The sequence below is a fragment of the Gemmata algarum genome, from assembly GCF_034097035.1.
Taxonomy (GTDB): Bacteria; Planctomycetota; Planctomycetia; order Gemmatales; family Gemmataceae; genus Gemmata; species Gemmata algarum.
In genome coordinates, this window is the sequence record NZ_JAXBLV010000196.1 from 25,136 (window position 1) to 45,946 (window position 20,811).

The following is a 20,811-nucleotide window of genomic DNA, read 5'->3' on the forward strand; positions in this document are numbered from 1 at the left end:
GCCGGCGTGCGCCACACGTGCGTGACCTCTTTCCGGGGCTCATATACGACTATCGGTCATGTGTACGAGAGCGGGTGGCTTTTTGCAGCCCGCGTGGGGCGCACGCTTCGGAAGGCCGTTTTTGACAGGATCGACAGGATGAACAGGATGAAGACCGATCAATTTTCAATCCTGTTCATCCTGTCGATCCTGTCAAAAACGGCCTTCGCGTCCCCATTGCGCGTTCGTGCCCCGCTCCCGGGCGGTCGTTCGTCAAGAAAGCGATATCGCAGGTGGGTTCAGGTATCGGGCGGGCGTCGGCCCGCGTGGCGAGAGGGGGCCACTGACTGAAGTGAACCGGGGCGCATTTTTTATTCTAGACTGAAACCGGGACCTCTGGCACCACCGGTACGACCCGTCATGCAACTGTTCTGCCCGAAGTGCCAGGCCGCGCACGCCGGCACGCAGCGGTGCCCCCGGTGCGGCGGGCTGCTCCTCCTGCCGCACGAGGCCACCGCGGCCGTCGCGCCGGTGCCGCTGGAACCGGCCCCGGAGCCGCCGGCGCCCACGCCGCTCGGGCGGGTGGTGGCGGGGGCGGTGCTCGCGCTGGGGCTGTACCTCGGCCTGCGGAAGCTCGCGATGGGCGTGGTGCTGGCCGCGCACCCCGAGCCCGACGCGCTGTGGAACTCGTTCGACGGGCTGCTGGTGGTGGGCGGGTTGCAGATCGTCACCGTAATCTTCGGAGCGGTGCTGGCGGCGGCCGGGCGGATGGGCGGGTTCGTGTTCGGCGCCACCGTCGGCGCGGTGTGCGGCGCGCTGTTCCTCGGGGCCGAACTGGTGGCCGGGGCGCCGGCCCGCGACCTCGTGCTGTACCTGCAACCGCTGGTGCTGGTCGCGGTGGGCGGGGTGGCGGGCGTGTTCGCGACCCGGGTGTGGGGCGCGGTGCCGGCCCTCGACATGCCGGTCCCGGACCGGCACAAGCTCAGCTCGCTGCGGTTCGCGGTCGCGCCCCCGGAGGGCTCCGGGCGCCCGACCGCCTGGGCGCGGGTGCTCGTCGGGGCGGCCCTGATGGTGGCGTCGGTGGCGTGCGCCGATCAGGTGCGGAAGGGCGCCCAACGGTATTCCGATGGGGCGCTGAAGGTGGGCACCGTGGGGCAGGCCCGGTTCATCACCTGGCAGGTCGCGATGCTCGGGCTGCTGGGCGGGGCGGGGCTGGCGGGCGCGAACACCGGCGCCGGGACCCGCCACGGGCTGCTGGCGGGCGGCATCGCCGGGGTGGGCGTGCTCGGCGCGACCGCGGCCCGCGGGGAGGCGCTCGTGCCGGTCGCGTTCTGGCTCGACAAGCTGTCGCTGGGCGAGTTGGCGCCGACCGAGCCCGCCGCGGTCGCCGGGGCACTCATGGGTGTCGTCTTGGCCGGGCTCGTCGGCGGGTGGCTCGGCGGGTCGCTGTTTCAACCGCTGGCCCCGGAGGGTATGCGCGGGTTCCGCAGCGGGACGGATTGAAGAAGGTGAAAGGCCGCAACAAGGCACGAGTAGAGTAAGGCAGAACAGTGACGATCGCGACAACGTGCAACGGGCGCAGAACAAGGAAAGTCGGGGGATGCGGTTGAACTTACCCTGCGGCCTCGGGTTTCTCGCTCCCTTTTGTGCGGGCTCGCGCCCATTACTCTTCTGCGTTCTGTGGGCGATTTGTCTTCGCCCGTTGCCCGGCGGAATCGCGCAGGTTCGCGCCGTCATCCAACCCGGTGCGGGCGTTCTGCTCCAGGCAAAATGCGTCGGTGAAGTCGCGGACTGCGATTGTTCACGAAACCCACACCGACCTATATTCTGATCCGTGGGACGCACGCCCAGCTCTTCTTTTTCTACCCGGCGGTGACATGGACGAGTTGCACCACGAATGTGGCGTGGCGGCGTTGTATTACCTCCCCCAGCACGGAGAGAAGTCGTCCGTGTGGACCGGCGCGCCGGATCAGGTGTCGCGCCTGATGCCCCGGATGCTGCTCGACCTTCAGAACCGCGGCCAGCTCGCCGCGGGCATGGCCACCTACAACCCGGACCGCGACAAGCTCATCGACACCTACAAGGACACCGGCACCGTCATCGAGGCGTTTCGGATCAACGAGCCGTCCAAGTACGCGAGCATCATGGAGGACTTCGCCGGGCGGGCCGCGATCGGGCACACCCGGTACGCCACCTGCGGCGGCCAGACCCGGGCCTACGCCCAGCCGTTCGAGCGGCGGCACGGGTGCAAGTGGAAGTGGTTCGCGTTCGCGTTCAACGGCCAGCTCACCAACTTCGCCGACCTCCGCAACCAGCTCCTCCAGAACCACGACTACCACCTCACCCGCGACAACGACACCGAAGTCATCATGCACTACCTCGCGCATGAGATGCGCGCGGACGACCGGCCGGACCTCGTCGAGGTGTTCCGCCGGCTCGGGGCCAAGTTCGACGGCGCGTACAACCTCACGTTCCTGAACGCGATGGGGGACATGGTGGTCCTGCGGGACCCGGTCGGCATCCGGCCGCTGGTGTACGCCCAGGACGGCCCGCTGTTCGGCGCCGCCAGCGAGAGCGTCGCCCTCCAGAACCTCGGGTTCAAGCGCACCAGCATCAAGTCGCTCGCGCCCGGCGAGCTGATCCTGATCCAGAACGGCGAGCTCAGCGTCCACCGGTTCGCGGAGAGCAAGCGGACGGCGCACTGCTTCTTCGAGTGGATCTACTTCGCCAACGTGGCCAGCACCCTGGACGACCGGAGCGTGTACCTGAGCCGCTCGCGGCTGGGGCAGGAGCTGGCGAAGCAGGAGCTGGCCCTCGGGCGCGTGCCGCTCGACCCGGCCGAGACGGTGGTGGTGCCGGTGCCCGACACCGGCAAGGCGGCGGCCGACGCGATGGCGTTCGCGCTCGGCATCCCGAGCGTCGAGGGGCTGATCCGCAACCGCTACATCGGCCGCACGTTCATCGAGGGCGGCAACCGCGCCGACAAGGTGAAGCTGAAGTTCACCCCGCTGCCGGAGGTGCTCCAGGGCAAGAAGGTGCTGTTGGTCGAGGACTCGATCGTCCGCAGCACCACCCTCCAGAGCCTGCTGCGGCACCTGCGCGAGCAGGGCGGCGTGGCCGAGGTGCACGTGCGGGTCGCGTGCCCGCCGATCCTGACGCCGTGCTTCTACGGCATCGACATGAGCACCGTGAAAGAGCTGTTCGCGCCGAAGTTCATGTCCGCGAAGGTGCCGACGGTGGCGGAACAGGACGCGATGGCCAAGGCGCTGGGCGCGGACTCGCTGTTCTACCTCCCGGTTGACGCCGTGGCGCGGTGCATCGACCTGCCGGCCGAGCGGCTGTGCCGGGCGTGCCTCACCGGCGACTACCCGACCGCGGCCGGCGAGCAGATGTACCAGCTCTCCCTTCGGAACCACGCCACCGGCGGGGACTCGGGCCGCACCTACGAGCGCCCGCCGGAACCGCTCATGTGTTCGGTGACCGACGCCGGGCGGACGTAAGGGGTTTGGGTCAAACGTCGTCAGGCCGGCAAGTCACAAAGCCACACGTCATTTGCTATCAAATGACGTGTGGCTTTGTGACTTGCCGGCCTGACGACGGCACGCGCGACCCTGCGGCGGTTGTCAGCCGGCGCGCCGCGACTCATCCGTGCCGGCTAGCTCGTCCACAAGCGCGTCGCGAACCCGGTCTGGGTGGTAGCGCGCGAGCACGTAGTCACGCCCCGGGTCGCCCCAGCGGCGGCGCGGGTCGGGCTCGGCGAGGATCTGCTCCAGCCCGGCGACGAACGACTCCGCGCCGCGGTACGCCAACCCGCCGCCGCTGACCCGGGCGTGGTCCGCGAGCACCGCGCACGCCTCGTTCACCAGTACGGGGGTTCGCTGGGCGAGCGCTTCCAGCGTGGCGAGGCTGAAGCTCTCGTAGGCCGAGGGCATCACCACGGCGGTGGCCCCGGCCATCAGCGCGAACTTATCCGCGTCGGACACCACGCCGCGGTATTCCACACCCGGGCGCCCGCGCACGCCCGTCATGTGTTCGGCCCCGACGAGTACCAGCCGCAGCCGGTTAGGGTGCTTGAGCCGGAACCGCTCGAACATCTCCAGTAAGTCCCGGCACCCCTTTGCCTCGTCGATGCGCCCGCAGTACAGCAGGTACGGAGCGCCGGACGCAGGCGCCGCCGGCGCGGTGACCACCGGCATCGCCACCAGCCGACCCGGGATCTCGCCCCAGAGCGCGTGCCCGATCGCGCGCTCGGGCGCCGTCAGCCACAGCGCGCCGCGCACCCGCCGGGCCATGTGCCGGTACGCCGACAGGTACGCCGTCGGCTCGTCGTGCAGGGTGGGCACCAGCCACGACCGGTCGGCCGGCGCGTGCGCCAGGCCGAAGTAGCTGGTGGGGTACAGGTAGGTGACGAACAGCAGCGCCTGGTACTCGCGAGCGTGGGCTTCGAGGTGCCGGTACAGGCCGGGACAGTCCGGCCCCTGCCGGCGGATGTACTCCTCCTGCATCGGCAGGGTCCACGGTCCGTCCAACTGGCGCGGCGCTCCGGGCACCGTCGCGGCCTTATAGTCGCGGGCGAGCCGGGCGTTCAGCCGGTGCCAGTAGTCGGTCCGCTCGCGCGCCGCGGCGAACCGGCGCACCGTCACCCCGCCGCGCGTCTCGGCGCCCTCGGGCAGCTCGCTCCGCCACGTCACGTAGTCCAGCGCGGTGGACGTGAGGATCTCCACCGCGAAGCGCTCGCGCAGCAGTTCGGCGTACACCCAGGCCAGCGCTTCGGACCCGCCGACGATGGTGGGGTGCGAGCGCTGGACGACCAGCGCGACCTTGCTCATGCGGCCCCCCGGAGCACCGCCCGAATGATTTGCCGGGTGCGGTCGTTGTGGAACTGGTGCCGGTACCGCTGCCACCCCGCGGTGCCCAGCGCGACGGCGAGGGCCTCGTCGTCCACGACCTTCCGGACCGACGCGGCCAACAGGTCGGGATCGGGCTCGTCCCAGATCAGCCCGACGCCGCCGAGCGTTTCGGGCACGGCCGTGGTGCCGTAGGCGACGACCGGCACCTTGAACGCCATCGCCTCGACCAGCGGGATGCAGAACCCCTCGTGCTCGCTCGCCGTCACGAACACGTCGGCCGCCAAGTACAGGGCCTTGAGCGCCGACTCGGTCACCTTGCCGACGAACACGACCGCGTCGCTCACCCCCAGCGCGGCGGCTTGGCGGCGCAACCCGGCGGTGTATTCTTCCAACCGCGGGTCGGAACCGCCGGCCATCAGCAGTCGCGCGCCGGGGTCGTGGACCCGGTACCGGGAGAACGCGTCGATGAGCAGAGCGTGCCCCTTGTTCGGCGCGATCCGGCCGACCGCGAGCCAGTTCGTCCGGCCGTCCTGGAAACGGTCCAGTACGGCCTCGTCCGCGTCGGCCGCGAGCAACTGTTCGACCCGGTGCAGCGGCGGGGCCACGGTCGCGGCCCGCGGGTCGAGCCCGGCTTCGAGCAGCTCGCCGCGGTTGAACTCCGAGTCCGCCAGGTAGTGCTCGCACCCGGCCGCGACCACCGCGGCGATCTGCCGCCGGCCGTCGAAGCAGGCCAGCGCGTAGTTCATGTCCAGGCGGTGGAAGAAGTGCGGCGGGGTGACGTTGTGGTACCGCACCACTCGGCGGCACGGGACCGACCGGAGCTGCCGCAGCGCCTCCTCCCAGCCGAGTGCGAACTGGTAAATGAGCAGGTCGTCGGGGGCAGTGAGGTGCGCCGCGAGCCCGTGGTAGTGCCGCACCCCGGTGAGGCCGGCGGCCCAGTTGTCGGCAAAGATGCCGGTCTGGTACCCCAGACCCGTCAGCTCCTCGGCCAGTAAGAGCGTGTCGTGCCCCACCGCGTCGCCGGGGTGAACGGACGAGGTCAGGATCGCGGCGCGGGGCATGACGCTCCCTCCGTGGTGTCAGCGGGGGGCGCTTCGCCTTCACCCCGGGCGGCGGCCTCAAGGGCGGCGACGCGGGCGGTCAGGGCGTCGAGCCGGGCGGCGAGGTCGTCGGCCGCGCCGGTGCAGTCGCCGAGGGCGGCCAGCACTTCGCGGTTGAACCGGGATTGCGGTTCGGCGACGAACCAGACGAGCCGGAGCACGACCCGGCCGAGGAGGCGGGCCAGCAGCCCGCGCGGGCCGCCGCGCCGGGCCGCCGCGGGGCGCGCCGCGGTCGGGTCGGCGTCGCGCCCCGCCGCTTCTTGCGCGCGGCGGCTGCGGACGAGGTGGTAGAACGACGCGGGCGGCGGGGGCGGTGTCACCGCAGACGGGAGCGGTTCCGGGCGCGCGGCCGTCACCTCTTGCCGGATCTGCCGCTTGACCCGCTCGATCAGAGCGATCGGGTCGGGTTCCCCGTCCGATCGCGTGCTGTCGCTACTCAACGTGTGCCCCTCCTGGTGCCGGCCCGAGATCCCGTCAAGCGGCGCGCCGGGTGTCACGGTTCGCCGACTGGCTCAGCGTGAGGCGGTACGCCTCGAGCGTGTCGCGCGCGCAGCGGTCCCAGGTGTACTGCGCCGCCCGCTCCTCCGTCCCCGTTTGCAGGTGCCGCCACCAGTCGTCGTCGGTGCAGACGCGGAGCATGGCGTCCCGCCACCCCGCTTCGTCGTGCGGGTCGATCAGGTGGGCCACGCCGCCGGCCGTTTCGGCGACCGCCCCGGCGGTGGACGCGAGCACCGCGCCGCCGCACGCCATCATCTCGATGGTCGGGATGCCGAAGCCCTCGTAGAAGGTCGGGAACACCAGCGCCCGCGCCCCCGAGTACAGCGCCGCGACGTGTTCGTCGGCCGCGTACCCGAGCCAGCGGATGTTCTGCGCCCGGCCGGCGCTCTTGAGGTGCGAGTGGAGCGCCTCCGACCGCCACCCGGGGCCGCCGACCAGGACCAGCGGGTGCCGCTCGCGGACCGCCGCCGGCAGCGCGGCGTAGGCCCGGGTGAGCATCTCCAGGTTCTTGCGCGGCTCGACGGTGCCGACGTGGAGCAGGTACCCCGGCGGCAGGCCGAGCGCGTTCAGCTTGTGGGTCAACTCGGCGCCGCCGACGCGGCGCAGCCCGGGGCGCACGCCCATGTACGTGACGCTCACCCGGTCCGCCGGCCAGCCCAGGTGCCGCACGATCTCGCTCTTGCTGAACTCCGAGATCGCGATCAGCCGGGTGGCGAAATCCAGACCGGGGAGGAAGTTGCACGCGAAGTGCCGGATGCGGACCGGCGGGTGCCACTCCGGGTGGGCCAGCACGGACAGGTCGTGGACCGACACGACCGTCGGGATGCCCAGGTTGAGCGCGATGAAGTTCGGCTCGTGGTACAGGTCGCACCCGCTCCGGCGGACCGTTTCATGGTACGGGTGCCGCATGACCGGGAACGCCGCGCGGACCGCGTTGAGGAACCGGCCGCGGAGCTTCACCTCGAGCCGCGCCCGAACGCCCGCGCGGCCGGCCGCCGCCTCGTACCGGGCGCACTGGTGGTTGAGCCAGTGCTGCCCGGCCCGCATCCACCGGCTCGGGTACCACGAATGGACGGCCCCGGCCCCGGCGAGGCGGCCCAACCCGGCGAGCAACTCCTGGGTGTACTGTCCGATGCCCGACTTTTTTCGGTCGCGGAGGATGGGGGGGGCGGTGATTAGCACGCGCATCGCGAGTTCCTTCCCGTGTCCGGGCCGGGTGTGGCCCGGGGCCGGGTACGGTTCCTCCGCAACCCGCCTCTTCTTCATCTTGTGCAGCATCTACAATATCGGCACGAACGAGTCTACCCCTTTAACCCCGCAGGAAGTTCACGGATGAACCCGACGACGCCGCCCGAAACCCCGCTCATCGCCTACGCGCTCCACGAAAACCAGGCCGCGGACACGTTCCCCGAACCGGCCCCGATCCCCCGCGATTGGATGGACGGCGCGCACCAGCGGCACCCGTACCGCTGCCTCCCGCTCGTCATCGCCAACCAGTGCGGGTGGGTGCTCCGGTCGCCCGTCGGGTTCAGTGCCTACTGGTACGGCGGCGCCGCCAAGCAGGACGTGGAACTCCGCTTCGACCGTCCCGATAACCGCGTCGTGAGTCACTTCGGCAGCGGGGTCATCACGTTCACCGTCCCGTTCCTGTTCCGCACCCCGCCGGGCATCAACATCTGGGTGAAGGGGCCGGCGAACTGGATCAAGGACGGCGTGCAACCGCTCGAAGGGGTGGTGGAGACGGACTGGCTCGCGTCCACGTTCACTATGAACTGGAAGATGACCCGGGTGTGCGAGTGGGTGCGGTTCGAGCAGGGCGAGCCGTTCTGTATGCTCGTGCCCGTGCCCCGGGGATTGATCGAGAGCTTCGTTCCGAAAGTGGTGCCGCTCGCGACCGAGCCCGAACTTCAGACGCAGTACAAGAAGTGGGAGCAGAGCCGGAGCGGGTTCCTGGAGGGGCTCCAGTCGCGCAACCCGGAGGCCGTGGCCCGCGGGTGGCAGAAGGACTACTTCCAGGGGCGGACGGTCGACGGCAAGGCGGTCGAATCCCACCAGACGAAGCTCAGCGTCAAGCCGTTCACGTCCGACACCACGTCCGGCTGATACCCGGTTCGCCGATGCCGCGGGGCGCTCCGCTTCGTTTTCCGGCCTCTTGTGGTTCGCTTCTGTAAGGCTCTTTTATCACAATTGCCGTGCTCGTTGTCCGGATGCTGCGGGTTATTCTGCATGAGCGTTTGGGGGCGAATAAAGTGGTCTGGTGGGCGAGATAAGGGTGCGAAATTGTAAGGGTTTAGGGAACTGGCGGATTGTGCGTTTCGTGGCGGCGGTGCGTTCGGTATACCGTTAGCAATCGCCCAGCCATTCGCCCTGTTATCCCAGCCACGACCGCATATGCTCGCCAGCGCTCTAACGGTCTGCACGTTCGGACTGGGGTGGGGGCTGGGACCGCCGCTGACTCAACCGCAGGCCCTCACGCCGCCCGTCGGGGACGTGAGACCTGTACGTTCGAGCGGGCTCGGTGCGGCTCCTGTGATCGCGGCCGTGCGAACGTTTCCCGCGCCACTTCTCCGTCCCTTAACGCTCGAACCGCTCCCGCGGCACACGCTCGCGGTGGTCGTTGCGCGGGGCGGCCCGCGGGCACAGGCAGGGCCGGCGCCCGCGGGTCCCCCGGCGCTGGCCCCGGCCCCACCGGACCCGCCGGAGTGGGCCGGCCATCGGACCTCGCTGGCCCTCGCACTCGTGGCGGCGGTGTGCCTGATCGGGGCCGCCGTGCTGCGGCTCCAGACGCGGCGGGCCGCGGCCCTGGCGCGCCGTGAGCGTGCCGAGCGGACCCGGCTGGAAGAGCAACTGAAGCTCGCGGTCCGGCTGGAGGCGGCGGGGCGGCTGGCGGGAAGCGTGGCGCACGACTTCAACAACCTGCTCACCGTCATTAACGGGTGTACGGCGCTGCTCGAGGCGGAGATCAACGACGCGAACCACCCGGACCGGACCCGGAAGTTCGCGGCCGCGATCCGCCGGGCGGGAGAGCAGGCCGCGAGCCTGACGCGGCAACTGCTCGCGTTCAGCCGGCAGCGCCCGGTGGACCCGTACCCGCTCGACTTGAACGATGTGCTCGCCGGCGCGACCGACCTGCTGGAGCGGCTGCTCGGCGACCGGATCGCGGTGCGGTTGCAACTTGGGGAGGGGCTGCCGCGGGTGACGGCCGAGCCCGGGCTGCTGGTGCAGGTGCTCCTGAACCTGGGGGTGAACGCAGCGGACGCGATGCCGGGCGGGGGCACGCTCACGCTCGCGACCGGCCCGGGGTCGTCCAACTGGGTGCGGCTCACGGTGGCCGACACCGGCACCGGCATGAGCGCGGACGCGAAAGGCCGGGCGTTCGAGCCGGGGTTCACGACGAAGCCCGCAGGGAAGGGGACCGGACTGGGGCTGTCGACCGTTCACGGGATCGTGCGCGGGCTGGGCGGGCGGATTGGGCTCACGTCCGAGCCGGGGCACGGCACCACGTTCGAGATCGACCTGCCCGTCGCCCCGGGGGCGTCGAACGCTCCTGCTATCGGGCCGGCGGCCAGCGGCGCTCCCGCCCGACCCCACGCGCCGGCGGTGGTGCTACTGGTCGAGGACGAAGAGGCCGTGTGCGTGCTCCTACGCCACGTGCTCGAGGCGGCCGGACACACGGTCCTGGCCGGCGGCACCCCCGCGGAGGCGCTGCGGCTGCTGGGCCAGTACCGCGGCACGCTCGACCTGCTGCTGACCGACGTGGTGCTGCCCGGGATGAGCGGCCGGGCGCTCGCCGACCGGGTGCGGGTCGCGCACCCCACCGCGAAAGTGCTGTTCATGTCCGGATATACTGCTGATGAGCTGCGCGAGCGGGGCGTGAACGACGAGCAGGCGGACTTCCTGCACAAGCCGTTCCTGCCGCACGAGCTGGTCGAGCGGGTGACCCAGGTGCTCGCCGGCCCGTGCCCGTAGCTCGCCGCGCCCGTTCCGAACAAGTGAAGTGACACCGTGAACCGTCCCACCGTGCCCGGCGGCCTCGAGCCGCGCGACCCGAACCGCCGCCGCTCGCTCACCAACATCGGCGGGGCCGTCACGAAGGAGGGGGACCGCGCCGACGCCGACCGGCTCGCGCACGCGCTCGACGTGCCCCCCGCCACCGACGCCGAGGACGACGCGGCCCGCGGGCACGTCCACGGGTTCCACACGTACCCGGCCCGGATGCACCCGATTACGGCGGCGCGTCTGGTGCGCGCGTTCGCGCCGCCGGGCGGAACGGTCCTCGACCCGTTCTGCGGGTCGGGCACCGTTCTCGTGGAATCCCTCATCGCCGGGCGGAACGCCCGCGGCACCGACTTGAACCCGCTGGCGGTGTTGCTCGCCCAGTGCAAGACGCACCCCCGCACGCCTGCGGACATCGACCGGCTGGTGGCCGACGCCGTCGCGTGCGCGGAGGAGGCGGACGCGCGGCGCAAGGCGAAGGCGGGGGCGAGCCGCCGGTTTTCGCCGGAGGACGTGGAGCTGTTCGAGCCGCACGTGCTGCTCGAACTCGATTCGCTGCGGGCGAAGATCGGGACGTTCGGCGGCCCGAACCGCTCGGATCTGGAGCTGCTCCTTTCGTCGGTACTGGTGAAGCTGTCGCGGAAGCCGGGGGACACCGGGTGGGGCGTGCGGACCCGGCGCACGGCCGGCGGCTTCGCGGCGAAGCTGTTCGTTCAACGCGCGCAGGACCTGGCGGCGCGTTTGTCGGCCTTGCGGGTGTTGCTCCCCGCCCCCGCGCCGACCGCGACCGTTGTGCAGGACGACGCCACGGACCTGAAGCGCCTGCCGCCGGGGTTCGTGGGGGCGGTCGTCACCTCACCGCCCTACGCCGCGACCTACGACTACATCGCGCACCACTCGCTGCGGCTCCGGTGGCTGGGGCTGGACCCGGCCCCGCTGGCGCGCGGGGAGATCGGCTCGCGCACCGCCTACGCGCGGCTCACGCCCGCCGCGGCCCGCACCGCCTGGTGTCGTGAACTGGACCGGTTCTTCCGGGCCGTGGGGCGGTTGCTGCCGCCGGGCGCGCCGATGGTGCTCCTGATGGCCGATTCGGCCGTCGGTGACGGCGCGATCCGGGCCGACGAGGTGGCGGCGGAGGTCGGGCGCGCGTGCGGCTTGCTGCCCGCGGCGCGGGCGTCACAGCCGCGCCCGCACTTCCACGGCCCGACGGCGAACGCGTTCCGCGCCCGCCCGCGGTTCGAGCACGCGCTCCTGCTGCGGAAGGCGTGACGAATCACACCGACTCTGTTGGGGAGCCGCTCTCGATTTCCACTTGGGGCGGTGACTTGCGCGGGAGCCGCGAGCGTTTTCGGAGGTTGCCGAGAGCCTTAAATAGATCTCCGATGGGAACCGCGGTACCCGTTTGCTGGACGAACTGGCGGTGCATGCGCTCCATTTCTTCGGTGTATGGCAGGGCATCGAGTGTCAGTGGTGAGTGCGCGTACAGATCGATCAGCAACTGCTGTTGAGATTCGCTCAGTTTCGTTTCAAGTCGTTCGGGGTAGACATACACCTCCCGAACCGGCAAGCCGGCCAGGCTCGTTGATTGGAACCGGCCGAAGAGCCTACCGGAAACCTGCTCGCGGGTGCGAAGGAGTTCGGTCGCCCGGGGATCTTTTGTTCCAAAGGCAACAAGGTCGTCCGATGTGATTCCGGTCTGCTCCCTCTCGCGAAGGACACTTAGCACTTCAGTGATGCCAGCGGCAAATCCCTGCCGGTCGATGATCGGAAGGGCTATCAGTAACAGCCACCGGCCGTCCTCTGCCCGCTGCACCCAGGCTGCGACCGTTACCTCAATACCGGCCTCGGTGAGGCGGAGCAGGAGCCGGCTCCCCTCATCAAGTTGGTAGCTCACCAGTGCGTCCGGATCCATCGTAACACCCCGTTTGGCTCGTGAGTGATTGCTTCGACCAACTCCCGGGCGTCGTTTTCGGCCGCTTCCTTGTAACGGCTCGTCTCGCTCCAGTTCTTGGTGATCGCCCAGAAGCGATCGAGAGCCGGATCTGCTTGGCGGGCCTTTCCGAACTCGATGATGAGGCCGGCCAGTTTGATGAGCTTCTCGATGTCGTGTGTCCAGCACCCCGCCAAGCTCTTCAGGTATTCTGCATCGGTGAAAATAGCTCCGGTGGCGTCGAGGTGGCGAAGCACACACGATTTGAGCCCACATTCGACAGTATACCCGGCCAAGTAGTACGCGGCCGACCAGCGCTCGGCCGCGAGTAGCGCCTGTGCATCGAGTAAGCGTTCTTCGGCGAGCTTTTGGAGGTGGGGGCGATTCACCGGGGCGGCTCGGTGGAAAAGTTGGGTCAAACAGGGACGATCGCGCAACCTGTTTTCGTTCGACCTCGCAACGGTTCGGCGAGAGAACAGGGTTGTGAGCCGAGAAGAACCCGGCGTCGAAAACGTGACGGTTCGCCGGTGGTGAAGTTGGGGCCGCACGTGCGGTCGGGCGAGGCGTTGCGTCAGGCCGCCCTGCGCCGGTCACAGGGCCGGCATCTTGCCCGTGAGGATGTCGCGCTTCCACTCGTCCTCGAGCGGCCACGACACCGTGCAGGTGCCGAAGTCGGCCATGTGCTGGTACTTCGTCAGCCGGTCGATGGCGCTTTGCAGGATCGCCGGGTCCTTCCGGAACATCGGCCCGTGGCTGGGGAGCAGGAACTCGGCGTCGGCGTCGCGCAGGCGCGTGAGCGACGTGATGAAACTCGGCAGGTGCGAGCCGTGGTGCGCGTCGATCGCGCCGACGCACCCGTCCTTGTAGATGTTGTCCCCGCTGAACAACAGGTTGCCCATCTGGAAGCTGAGCTGGCCGGGCGTGTGGCCCGGGGTGCTCCACACCTTGAGCGTGAGCTTCCCGACCTTGATCTCGTCACCCTCCTCGAGCTTCACGTCGATCTTGCACGCGGGCATCCCGCCGTCGATCTCGAAGCCCTGGGCGGGGATGCTGGCGTAGGTCTGAACCGGGTCGCCCGCTTCGAGTGCCTGGGCAGCAGCCGGGTGCGCACCGGTCTTGGCCTTGAGCCGGAGGCGCGCCGACGCGAGCGCCTGGACGTGGTCCGCGTCCGCGTGCGTGGCGATCAGCATCTTGCACTTCGAGAGCGGGAAATCGAGCTTCCGGATCAGGTCGATCACGTCGTCCAGCGTCTCGTTCTGCCCCACGTCGATCAGCGCCCACTCGGTGCCGCCGTCGATGAGGTAGAGGTTGACGCCGAACGACTGCGCCGCCTGTAAGTTTAACTCGATCACACCGGGAAAGAGGTACTTCCGCTGGACCATCGCGGCCCTCCTCGCTGAGTGTCCGTTCATGATACCCACGGGGAGCCGCGATTCAACCGTGGAGCCGGCGCCCTTACCCGGCCTCTCCGACCTCGTACAGTTCGATAGTGTACCCGCGGCGCAGCCAATCCGGGGCGCGCCACACCCGCCGGAACCCGCCCACCTCGGCGACCAGCTCTGGAACGCTCGACTGCCGGCCTCCGCCGCCAATGACGATCGGCTTGCTCTCGTGGTTTAGTGACAGGAAGTACCGCCGCGTCGCGGACCGGATCCAGTTCAGGTACCCACGCACCACCGGCGCGCTGATCTCCGGGAACGAGTCCTGGTTCAGCACCAGGTCGAACGCCCGCGCGGGCGCCGCGTCGGTCGCGAAGTACGGGAGGATGGTGGTCCCGCCGCGCTGCGACGGCGGGGGCTCGCCGTACAGGAACACGCGGTCCTCGGCGAGCGCCTTCAGCAGGTAAAAGCCATGCACCACGTTGGTGTGCGGCAGGTCGAAAATGGTGTACGACCCGCACCCGAGGCGCCGGCTCCAGTACGCGGCGCGGCCGGATCCGGCGCCGATCTCGCACACCGCGGCCCCGCCAAGGGACCCCAGGGTCTGGCGGAGGGTCCATGCGACGTACAGCCCCTGGCAGTCGCGCTCGCAGAACAGCCCGTGGGACGTGGGCACTTTCAGCAGCCCGCCGTCGATCGGGGGCGGTGCGATGTCGAGACCGAACGCGCCCGCGATAGCACCGGCCAGCACGTCCGGGTCGGCGTGCAGGGCGCGGCCCCACGCGCCCTGTTCTGGGTTCTCGCACGGGGCCGCGCCGACCGCCTCGGCGAGCGACAGAAGTTTGTCCTTGAACCGCAACGCCAGCCGGTCGCGGTGCGCGGGGTCGGTGCGGAGCTTGTCGTACTCCAAGTTCCCCTGGTCGGTTCCGATGGTGGCGTCCCGGCGCCCCATGTTACACAGGTAGGCGGCCAGCTCGGCCGGGTCGTTCCGCCGGAGCGTGGCGAAGAACTCGGCCTGAAGGGTTTTGATCCACGCCCAACAGTCACCGGCCGGTGCGCAGCCCCTGCGCTCCTCCTCCTCAGCGGCCCGGTGGTACGCCCGGAGCAACCGGGCGGCAATCCGCACGTCGCTCTCGGTCGGCTCGATGTCCGGGACGATCACTGACGGGACCGACGGCGGCTCCGGGCCGAACGCGTGGGTAAGGAAATCGTAACCCGCGCCGGACCCGACGCCGGGGGCGAGGTGTCCGCCGGCCTGTACGAACGCGTCGAGCCGCTGGAGTGACGCGTCGAGTTTGTGCGCGTGCTCCCAGACGCACGCAAGCTCCTGTTCTTTCGCGAGCCGGGCCGCGCCGAGTTCCTGTGCGTGCGCCCGGGCGGCTGTTAGTTCCGCGTCTTTTTCCCGGCGCAGCGCGGTCAGGTCACGGATTGTTGCCGCCAGTTGCTTCCGCAGTCCGTCGGCCTCTGCGTCCTGTCCGAGCAGCGCCGCGCGGAACTTTCGCAGAAATTGACGCATGGCTCGTTTCTCCGGCCCAACGATTCTTAGACCCGCTCATACCGCGAGCGCCGCCCGGCTGTCGAGATGAGCTTATTCGCTACAGACTGGTGCCGTGGTTGCTAAATGGTCGCTGGTGGTCATTGCGTGACCAGTGGCGCGGGGGCAGACGCTTCTATGGAACACTAGTCGGCTGAATTCGTTCGGAAACTCAGGCGGCCCTACATTTGCTTACGTGGGGACGCCAAGCCTGAACCCAAGAAAGGACCGATCCCGCCATGCCCCGCCCGTCGTCCGTTCCATCGCGGCGCCCGAGCCACGGATTTACGCTCATTGAGCTGTTAGTGGTGATCGCGATTATTGCGATCCTGATCGGCCTGCTGCTCCCCGCCGTTCAGAAGGTCCGCGAGGCCGCTGCGCGCATGAGCTGCCAGAACAACCTCAAGCAGATCGGGCTGGCCGCCCACAACTACGAGAGCGCCTACGGCGCGTTCCCGTACTCCAAGCGCACCAGCCGGCCGCAGCGGAGCTGGGCGCCGGACCTGCTCCCGAACCTGGAACAGGCGAACGCGGTGTCGGGCGCGTACTACAACCTGGACGAGAACTGGTGGCGGACGATCGGCGAGGTCGCGCCGAACGTCGGCGCCACGATCCCGAACGGGACCACCGCGCAGACCGTGTTTAAGGTGTTCAACTGCCCGTCCACGCCCGTCCAGCCGCGGCTCCAGAGCAAGACCGAAACGCCGCCCGAGCAGAACAAGGTCGGCTCCTGCACCGACTACTTCGCGGTCGAGGGCGTGAGCAGCGCGATCGCCGCCGAAGGGGTGACACTCCCCGGCGACCTGAAGGGCGTGCTGCGCCCGTTCGGCGAGGGCATGACCCGGATCACCGCGATCGGCGACGGGACCTCCAACACGGTCCTGTTCGCCGAGTGCGCCGGCCGCGAGGACGTGTACCGCGGGCGCACCCGCACCCCGGCGGCGGCGGACAAGGCGAACCCGGCTTGCGCCCGGGCCCGCGGCGGCGCGTGGGCCACCAACGACAACCCGTTCGAGATCGGCCAGCGGACCGAGTGGTGCAGCGGCTCAAACTCGATCCCGGGGGCGATGAAAATTAACAACTCGAACGAGTGGGGGCACCTATTTTACAGCTTCCACAGCGGCGGCGCGAACGCGGTGTTCGCCGACGGGAGCGTCCGGTTCCTCAAAGAGAGTGCGGCGCTTTCTGCCCTCGTGGCGATGTCCACCCGCAACGGCGGTGAGGTGCTCGCGAACGAGTGACGCCGCCCGACCGTGCCCCGTTGTTTGCTCGGTTCGAGCTTTTCGTGTGGCCGCTACGGCCCGCCGGGACCGCCCGAGCGGGCTTTTTTGTTCGTGGCACAGAAACTCCCCCGCTCGTCTCCGCACTTCACTTCACCTTTACACGATCTTCACGGTCCGCGACTACAACTCCCCCGCACCCCGGTGTCCGGTTCAGTTAAACTAATGGGAGCACCTGCTCCCTCCTGTACCTATTGGGACTGACATCGTGATCGCTACCCCGCCTGTCTCGCGCCCCGGAGCCGCGCCCGGGTTTCAAAGCGGCCCGCTAGTCACGCACGAGGGACCCCAGATGCCGCAACCGCGAATCCTCATCATCGAAGACGAGCGCGGTTTGACCCAGACGCTGACGTGGTACTTCAACAAGGAAGGGTACGAGGTCACGGTGTCCGGGGACGGGCTGGAGGGGCTCCGCAAAGCGCAGACGGCGCTGCCCGATGTGGTGCTGCTGGACCTGAACCTGCCCGGCATGAACGGGCTGGACGTGTGCCGCGAGCTGCGCGCCGGCGAGCGCACCCGCGACATCCCGATCATCATGATTACGGCCAAGACCGACGAGACCGATCAGGTGGTCGGGTACTCGCTCGGGGCCGACGACTACGTCGGCAAGCCGTTCAACAACAAGATCCTGTTGCACAAGGTGAAGGCGCTGCTGCGCCGCGCCCAGGGGCAGAGCGAGCCGGGCGACGTGACCGACTACAGCGGGGTGAAGATCGACCGCGTGCGGCACCGGGTCACGTTCGAAGAGGAGGCGCTCGACCTGACCCCCACCGAGTTCCGGCTGCTGGAGTGCCTCGTGCGGCAGCCGGGGCGCGCGTTCAGCCGCAAGCAGCTCATGGAGGCCGCCATCGGCGACAACTCCATCGTGCTGGAACGCACCATCGACGTTCACATCAAGACGCTGCGCCAGAAGCTCACGAAGGCCGGCGGGTCGGCGGATCTGATCGAGACGGTGCGGAGCATCGGGTACCGGTTCCGCGAGGACAAGCACGAGTCGAAGTGAGCGGGGGCGGCCTGCTCCGGCGATACAAACGACCGGTACAAAAAGAGCCGCCCCGCAGAAATGCGGGGCGGCTTCGTTTATGACTGGTCGATCACTTGTCCGGCGCGGGAGGACGGCCCCCCGGCCGGCCCGGCAGGGGGGAAGCCGGGGTGGACGGCGAGCCCATGCCGCCCGGGAGCGGCGTCGCCGGCGAAGGCGGTGAGCCCATACCGCCCGGCGGCGGCATGACCGGGGTGGAAGGCGAGCCCATGCCGCCCGGGCCAGGGGCCCCGATCGGCGCGGGTGGCGAGCCCATACCGCCCGGAGCGGATCCGATTGGCGCGGGTGGCGAGCCCATGCCGCCGGGCGTGCCCGGCATACCGGGCGCGCCCCCCGGACCGCCCGGGAGTGTGCCTGGGCCGCCGGGCTGACCCATGCCCGGAGCCGGGGGCATGATTCCGCCCGGCGGAGCAATGCCGCCCCCGGGCGAAGGTGCGCTGGGCGGTGCACCGCCGACGTTGTTCGCGTCGATCACCACCCCGGTGTGGAACACCAACGTTTTGCCGTCCGGGGAAACGAGACAGTGCCCGCCGACCGGCTCGCGCCCGGCCGATTGGATCGTCGAGGTGAGCTTCAGCCCGTTGGCGGCGCTCGCGTCGGTCACCTCAAACACGTCCAGCCCGGTGGCCCGGTACGACGACACGAACAGCTTCTTGTTCTCGGCGTCGAAGTCCGCGTACCCGGCGTTCGAGAACCGGTGACCGGCCCCGAGGTCCATTTCCGTGCTGCCCTTCTCGTTGAGCAGGTATAGGCGGAAGTGGAACTGGTGGTTCGGCTGTCCGCCGGCCCCGCTGCCCGGAGGTATCCCGCTGCCCGGAGGACCGAAGCCGCCCGGTTGCACGGGGCCGCCCGGAGGACCGAAACCACCGGGGGGCATACCGACCCCGCCCGGGGGGCCGAAGCCGCCCGGGGGGCCGAAGCCGCCCGGCTGCCCGGCCCCGCCGGCCGGCTGGTTGACCGGCAGCACCGTGATGATCGCCCCGCCGGTCTTGATCGGGGCCACGTCCACGACCGCGCCGGGGAACGACGTGGTGTTGATCAGGGCCATCGAACCGAAGTCGAAGGTGCCAACGCTGGTCGCCTTGCTGCGGCTCGAGAACTCTTCAACGATCAGGAGGTTCTTGCCGTCGCCGGCCTTGGCCATGTCGCGCGCCAGCGCGGGCAGCCCGGTCCGGGTTTCTTTGCGGGTCTCGGTGTTGATGACCGAAAGGGACGACGCCCGCTTGCCCCCGGAGGTGGAGGTGAGGAGCGCGTACAGCGCCTTGCCGTCGTCCGACAGCTCGAGGGCGTGGATCGTGCTCTTGATGGGGATCGTCGCGAGCGGCTTCAGCTCCATCCCGTCCTTCAGGTCCTTTCCGTCGGCGGTTTTGCCGTCACGGATCTGCTTCAGGTCGTAGACCGCGATGTCGCCGGACGCGGCGCCGTTGTCGAGCCGGTTGAGGTTCGCGGCGAGCGGGTTGGTGACGGTGGCGGCGTACAGCAGCCCGGCCTTCGAGTCGATGACCGCGCGGGACGCCATTTGGGGCAGGTGGTACCGGCCGAGCACCCGGTTAAAGTCGGGGTACGAGTACCGGCGGAGCCACCCCTTCTTGATGCGGGGGTCGCCGGGAACGGCGCGCTCGTCGATCGCAAAGAACTCCTTCTTCTCGGCGTCGAACGCGCCGGCGTAGAAGTTCTCGATCTTGGCCTTCTTGTTCCCGTCGCCGATGCCGGCCGCGGGGTTGCCGATCCCACCCGGGGGCTGCCCGATCCCGCCGATCGGGGGCTGCCCGATGCCCCCCGGCATACCCGTGCCGCCCGGCGGCTCGGTTCCGCCGGGCGCGCTGCCCGGGCCGGCCGCAACGGGGTCACCCTTGTAGGTGATCTTGACGGAGTTGAAGAACCGGTCAAGGTCGGCCCGTGCCGCGCTCGTTCCGTCTGTGTTTTTGCCCGCGGCCACGCTGAAGATGCGGTCCTTGACGATGAAGAACTTGGCGGTCGCGGCGCGTGCCGGGGTCGACAGGTCGAACTCCTTGGCCGCGTGCCCGTCTACCGCCGTGTCAGTGGGAGATTTGCCCTTAAACGCCTCGACCTGGGCAGTCAATTGGGTGGTGTAGACCGCGAGTCTGGTCTTGCTGTCGGGGCCGAGTCGCATAAGTTCTGGCGACAGCGGTTCACTGATGATAACGAACGCCTGGTCGCTCGCGGCGACTCCGGTGATGGGTCCCGTCTTGCCGCCAAAGGTGACCGTTTGTGTGCCCGCGGTGCCGGGGAACTCGGCGGTAAACCCGTCGCCGGTATAGGATGTCCACGCACCGACTGTGCCCAACGACCCGAACGCACCGAACGGGGTTGCCGCCTGGCCGGGCGGGGCACTTGGCCCTCCCGCGGGCGCACCGATCGGTCCCGGGGTGGGGGCTCCGATCCCGGGCGCGCTGCCCCCCGGTGCCGCGGGCGTTGGCGTGTCTTCGATCGGTGCCATCGCCGCGCTGGACGCTTGACCGGGACCGCCAGGAGCGGGACCGCCAGGACCGGGCCTGCCAGAACCACCGGGGGCGGGAGCGGGTGGGGCTCCGCCCGGGGCGGTCGTTGTCCCGCTGGTGTTGGAGGCCGTTTCGTTCTTGTCGTCGGACCCGGACGCGAGGTAAATGCCGACGGCCGCGACGAGGGCCAACCCCAACGTGGCGACGGCGATGATCGCGATCATCGGCCCGGAGCCGCCCTGTGCCTTCTTTTTCCGGCGCGGGGTGTCGTCATCGTCGTCGTCATCATCATCCGCCCGACGCTTCTTGGTCGAGCCGGTGATACCGGGCTTCTTCGCGCCGGCGGCGACCTTTGCAACAGGCCTCGCTTTCTTGACTTTCTTGTCGTCGTCCTCGTCTTCGTCGTCGTCGGCCACAGCCGCTTTGGCTGCGACGGGTTTTGCCGCCGGCTTGGCCGGGCTCGTTTTCGCCGCCGGCGCCGGAGCCGGTTGGGGGGCGGGTGGCACGGCGGGCCGGATGCCGGAGCCGAACGGCTTTTTGGCCGCGGCGGCCGGTACCTCTTCGGCGCTCACCGGCGCCGCGGCGGAGACCGTCATCTGTGCCTTGCACGAGGTACAGCGGATGGTTTTGCCGGCGAGATTGTCGGGCACGTCGAACGTTGCCCGACACCCGGAGCACGTAATTGGGATAGACATGCGCCCCCTCGAATGGCTGAGTTCCCGCGGCGCGAGTTGTTCGCGGGCAGAATGACGGCTGACGGA

The 20,811-nt window shown here is 69.5% G+C and carries 16 protein-coding genes; 7 read left to right on the forward strand and 9 right to left on the reverse strand.

Annotated features, from left to right (window positions below; translation table 11 throughout):
* Positions 1 to 399 precede the first annotated feature (399 nt).
* Both R5W23_RS20775 and R5W23_RS20780 read left to right on the forward strand, forming a co-directional pair.
* Positions 400 to 1,482, forward strand: a complete 1,083-nt coding sequence (locus tag R5W23_RS20775; protein WP_320687940.1) for a hypothetical protein — start codon at positions 400 to 402, stop codon at positions 1,480 to 1,482.
* 374 nt (positions 1,483 to 1,856) lie between these two features.
* Positions 1,857 to 3,479: an amidophosphoribosyltransferase gene (locus R5W23_RS20780; protein WP_261185722.1), complete on the forward strand. Its 1,623-nt coding sequence runs from the start codon at positions 1,857 to 1,859 to the stop codon at positions 3,477 to 3,479.
* 123 nt (positions 3,480 to 3,602) lie between these two features.
* Here the strand turns inward: R5W23_RS20780 and R5W23_RS20785 are convergent, their stop codons facing one another.
* From R5W23_RS20785 to R5W23_RS20800, 4 genes are read right to left on the reverse strand one after another with little or no spacing between them, the layout of a single operon-like run.
* The gene (locus R5W23_RS20785; RefSeq protein ID WP_320687941.1) at positions 3,603 to 4,808 is read right to left on the reverse strand and encodes a glycosyltransferase family 4 protein; all 1,206 of its coding nucleotides are present in this window, start codon (positions 4,806 to 4,808) and stop codon (positions 3,603 to 3,605) included.
* The gene (locus tag R5W23_RS20790; RefSeq protein ID WP_320687942.1) at positions 4,805 to 5,890 is read right to left on the reverse strand and encodes a glycosyltransferase family 4 protein; all 1,086 of its coding nucleotides are present in this window, start codon (positions 5,888 to 5,890) and stop codon (positions 4,805 to 4,807) included. Before R5W23_RS20790 ends, R5W23_RS20785 begins: the two co-directional genes overlap by 4 nt.
* Positions 5,869 to 6,369, reverse strand: coding sequence for a hypothetical protein (locus R5W23_RS20795; protein WP_320687943.1), 501 nt, complete (start codon positions 6,367 to 6,369; stop codon positions 5,869 to 5,871). Before R5W23_RS20795 ends, R5W23_RS20790 begins: the two co-directional genes overlap by 22 nt.
* Before the next feature lie 34 nt (positions 6,370 to 6,403).
* Complete coding sequence (locus R5W23_RS20800) at positions 6,404 to 7,705, reverse strand: glycosyltransferase family 4 protein (RefSeq protein ID WP_320687945.1); 1,302 nt, start codon at positions 7,703 to 7,705, stop codon at positions 6,404 to 6,406.
* Positions 7,706 to 7,759: 54 nt separating this feature from the next.
* Here R5W23_RS20800 and R5W23_RS20805 point away from each other — a divergent pair, with 54 nt between their 5' ends.
* From R5W23_RS20805 to R5W23_RS20815, 3 genes are all read left to right on the forward strand, one after another.
* The gene (locus tag R5W23_RS20805) at positions 7,760 to 8,530 is read left to right on the forward strand and encodes a DUF6065 family protein (RefSeq protein WP_320687946.1); all 771 of its coding nucleotides are present in this window, start codon (positions 7,760 to 7,762) and stop codon (positions 8,528 to 8,530) included.
* 288 nt (positions 8,531 to 8,818) lie between these two features.
* Complete coding sequence (locus R5W23_RS20810; protein ID WP_320687947.1) at positions 8,819 to 10,396, forward strand: ATP-binding protein; 1,578 nt, start codon at positions 8,819 to 8,821, stop codon at positions 10,394 to 10,396.
* A gap of 36 nt (positions 10,397 to 10,432) precedes the next feature.
* Positions 10,433 to 11,692 carry a DNA methyltransferase gene (locus R5W23_RS20815; protein WP_320687948.1) on the forward strand — a complete coding sequence of 420 codons (1,260 nt, stop codon included), beginning with the start codon at positions 10,433 to 10,435 and terminating at the stop codon, positions 11,690 to 11,692.
* Between the two features lie 4 nt (positions 11,693 to 11,696).
* On the opposite strand, the gene R5W23_RS20820 is transcribed toward R5W23_RS20815, so the two are convergent.
* The 4 genes from R5W23_RS20820 to R5W23_RS20835 all read right to left on the reverse strand — a co-directional run bounded on the left by R5W23_RS20820 (position 11,697) and on the right by R5W23_RS20835 (position 15,248).
* Positions 11,697 to 12,335, reverse strand: coding sequence for a hypothetical protein (locus tag R5W23_RS20820; protein WP_320687949.1), 639 nt, complete (start codon positions 12,333 to 12,335; stop codon positions 11,697 to 11,699).
* Positions 12,314 to 12,742 (reverse strand): hypothetical protein, encoded by a 429-nt coding sequence (locus tag R5W23_RS20825; RefSeq protein WP_320687950.1) that lies wholly within the window; start codon positions 12,740 to 12,742, stop codon positions 12,314 to 12,316. The genes R5W23_RS20820 and R5W23_RS20825 overlap by 22 nt, the downstream gene beginning before the upstream one ends.
* Positions 12,743 to 12,943: 201 nt before the next feature.
* Positions 12,944 to 13,735, reverse strand: coding sequence for an MBL fold metallo-hydrolase (locus tag R5W23_RS20830; RefSeq protein WP_261185730.1), 792 nt, complete (start codon positions 13,733 to 13,735; stop codon positions 12,944 to 12,946).
* Between the two features lie 73 nt (positions 13,736 to 13,808).
* Positions 13,809 to 15,248 carry a putative sugar O-methyltransferase gene (locus R5W23_RS20835; RefSeq protein WP_320687951.1) on the reverse strand — a complete coding sequence of 480 codons (1,440 nt, stop codon included), beginning with the start codon at positions 15,246 to 15,248 and terminating at the stop codon, positions 13,809 to 13,811.
* 257 nt (positions 15,249 to 15,505) lie between these two features.
* Here R5W23_RS20835 and R5W23_RS20840 point away from each other — a divergent pair, with 257 nt between their 5' ends.
* Together R5W23_RS20840 and R5W23_RS20845 are read left to right on the forward strand one after the other, a co-directional pair.
* Positions 15,506 to 16,507, forward strand: coding sequence for a DUF1559 domain-containing protein (locus R5W23_RS20840; RefSeq protein ID WP_261185731.1), 1,002 nt, complete (start codon positions 15,506 to 15,508; stop codon positions 16,505 to 16,507).
* 331 nt (positions 16,508 to 16,838) lie between these two features.
* Positions 16,839 to 17,549 (forward strand): response regulator, encoded by a 711-nt coding sequence (locus R5W23_RS20845; RefSeq protein WP_261185732.1) that lies wholly within the window; start codon positions 16,839 to 16,841, stop codon positions 17,547 to 17,549.
* 91 nt (positions 17,550 to 17,640) lie between these two features.
* Here R5W23_RS20845 and R5W23_RS20850 read toward each other — a convergent pair whose 3' ends face one another.
* Complete coding sequence (locus tag R5W23_RS20850) at positions 17,641 to 20,745, reverse strand: YncE family protein (protein WP_320687952.1); 3,105 nt, start codon at positions 20,743 to 20,745, stop codon at positions 17,641 to 17,643.
* Between the last annotated feature and the right edge of the window lie 66 nt (positions 20,746 to 20,811).

Bases quoted from the DNA above. Each gene is read 5' to 3' on its own strand.
- R5W23_RS20840 (WP_261185731.1), top strand. From the start codon at position 15,506: ATGCCCCGCCCGTCGTCCGTTCCATCGCGGCGCCCGAGCCACGGATTT.
- R5W23_RS20805 (WP_320687946.1), top strand. From the start codon at position 7,760: ATGAACCCGACGACGCCGCCCGAAACCCCGCTCATCGCCTACGCGCTC.
- R5W23_RS20780 (WP_261185722.1), top strand. From the start codon at position 1,857: ATGGACGAGTTGCACCACGAATGTGGCGTGGCGGCGTTGTATTACCTC.
- R5W23_RS20830 (WP_261185730.1), bottom strand. From the start codon at position 13,735: ATGGTCCAGCGGAAGTACCTCTTTCCCGGTGTGATCGAGTTAAACTTA.
- R5W23_RS20810 (WP_320687947.1), top strand. From the start codon at position 8,819: ATGCTCGCCAGCGCTCTAACGGTCTGCACGTTCGGACTGGGGTGGGGG.
- R5W23_RS20820 (WP_320687949.1), bottom strand. From the start codon at position 12,335: ATGGATCCGGACGCACTGGTGAGCTACCAACTTGATGAGGGGAGCCGG.
- R5W23_RS20835 (WP_320687951.1), bottom strand. From the start codon at position 15,248: ATGCGTCAATTTCTGCGAAAGTTCCGCGCGGCGCTGCTCGGACAGGAC.
- R5W23_RS20775 (WP_320687940.1), top strand. From the start codon at position 400: ATGCAACTGTTCTGCCCGAAGTGCCAGGCCGCGCACGCCGGCACGCAG.
- R5W23_RS20790 (WP_320687942.1), bottom strand. From the start codon at position 5,890: ATGCCCCGCGCCGCGATCCTGACCTCGTCCGTTCACCCCGGCGACGCG.
- R5W23_RS20800 (WP_320687945.1), bottom strand. From the start codon at position 7,705: ATGCTGCACAAGATGAAGAAGAGGCGGGTTGCGGAGGAACCGTACCCG.
- R5W23_RS20785 (WP_320687941.1), bottom strand. From the start codon at position 4,808: ATGAGCAAGGTCGCGCTGGTCGTCCAGCGCTCGCACCCCACCATCGTC.
- R5W23_RS20845 (WP_261185732.1), top strand. From the start codon at position 16,839: ATGCCGCAACCGCGAATCCTCATCATCGAAGACGAGCGCGGTTTGACC.
- R5W23_RS20850 (WP_320687952.1), bottom strand. From the start codon at position 20,745: ATGTCTATCCCAATTACGTGCTCCGGGTGTCGGGCAACGTTCGACGTG.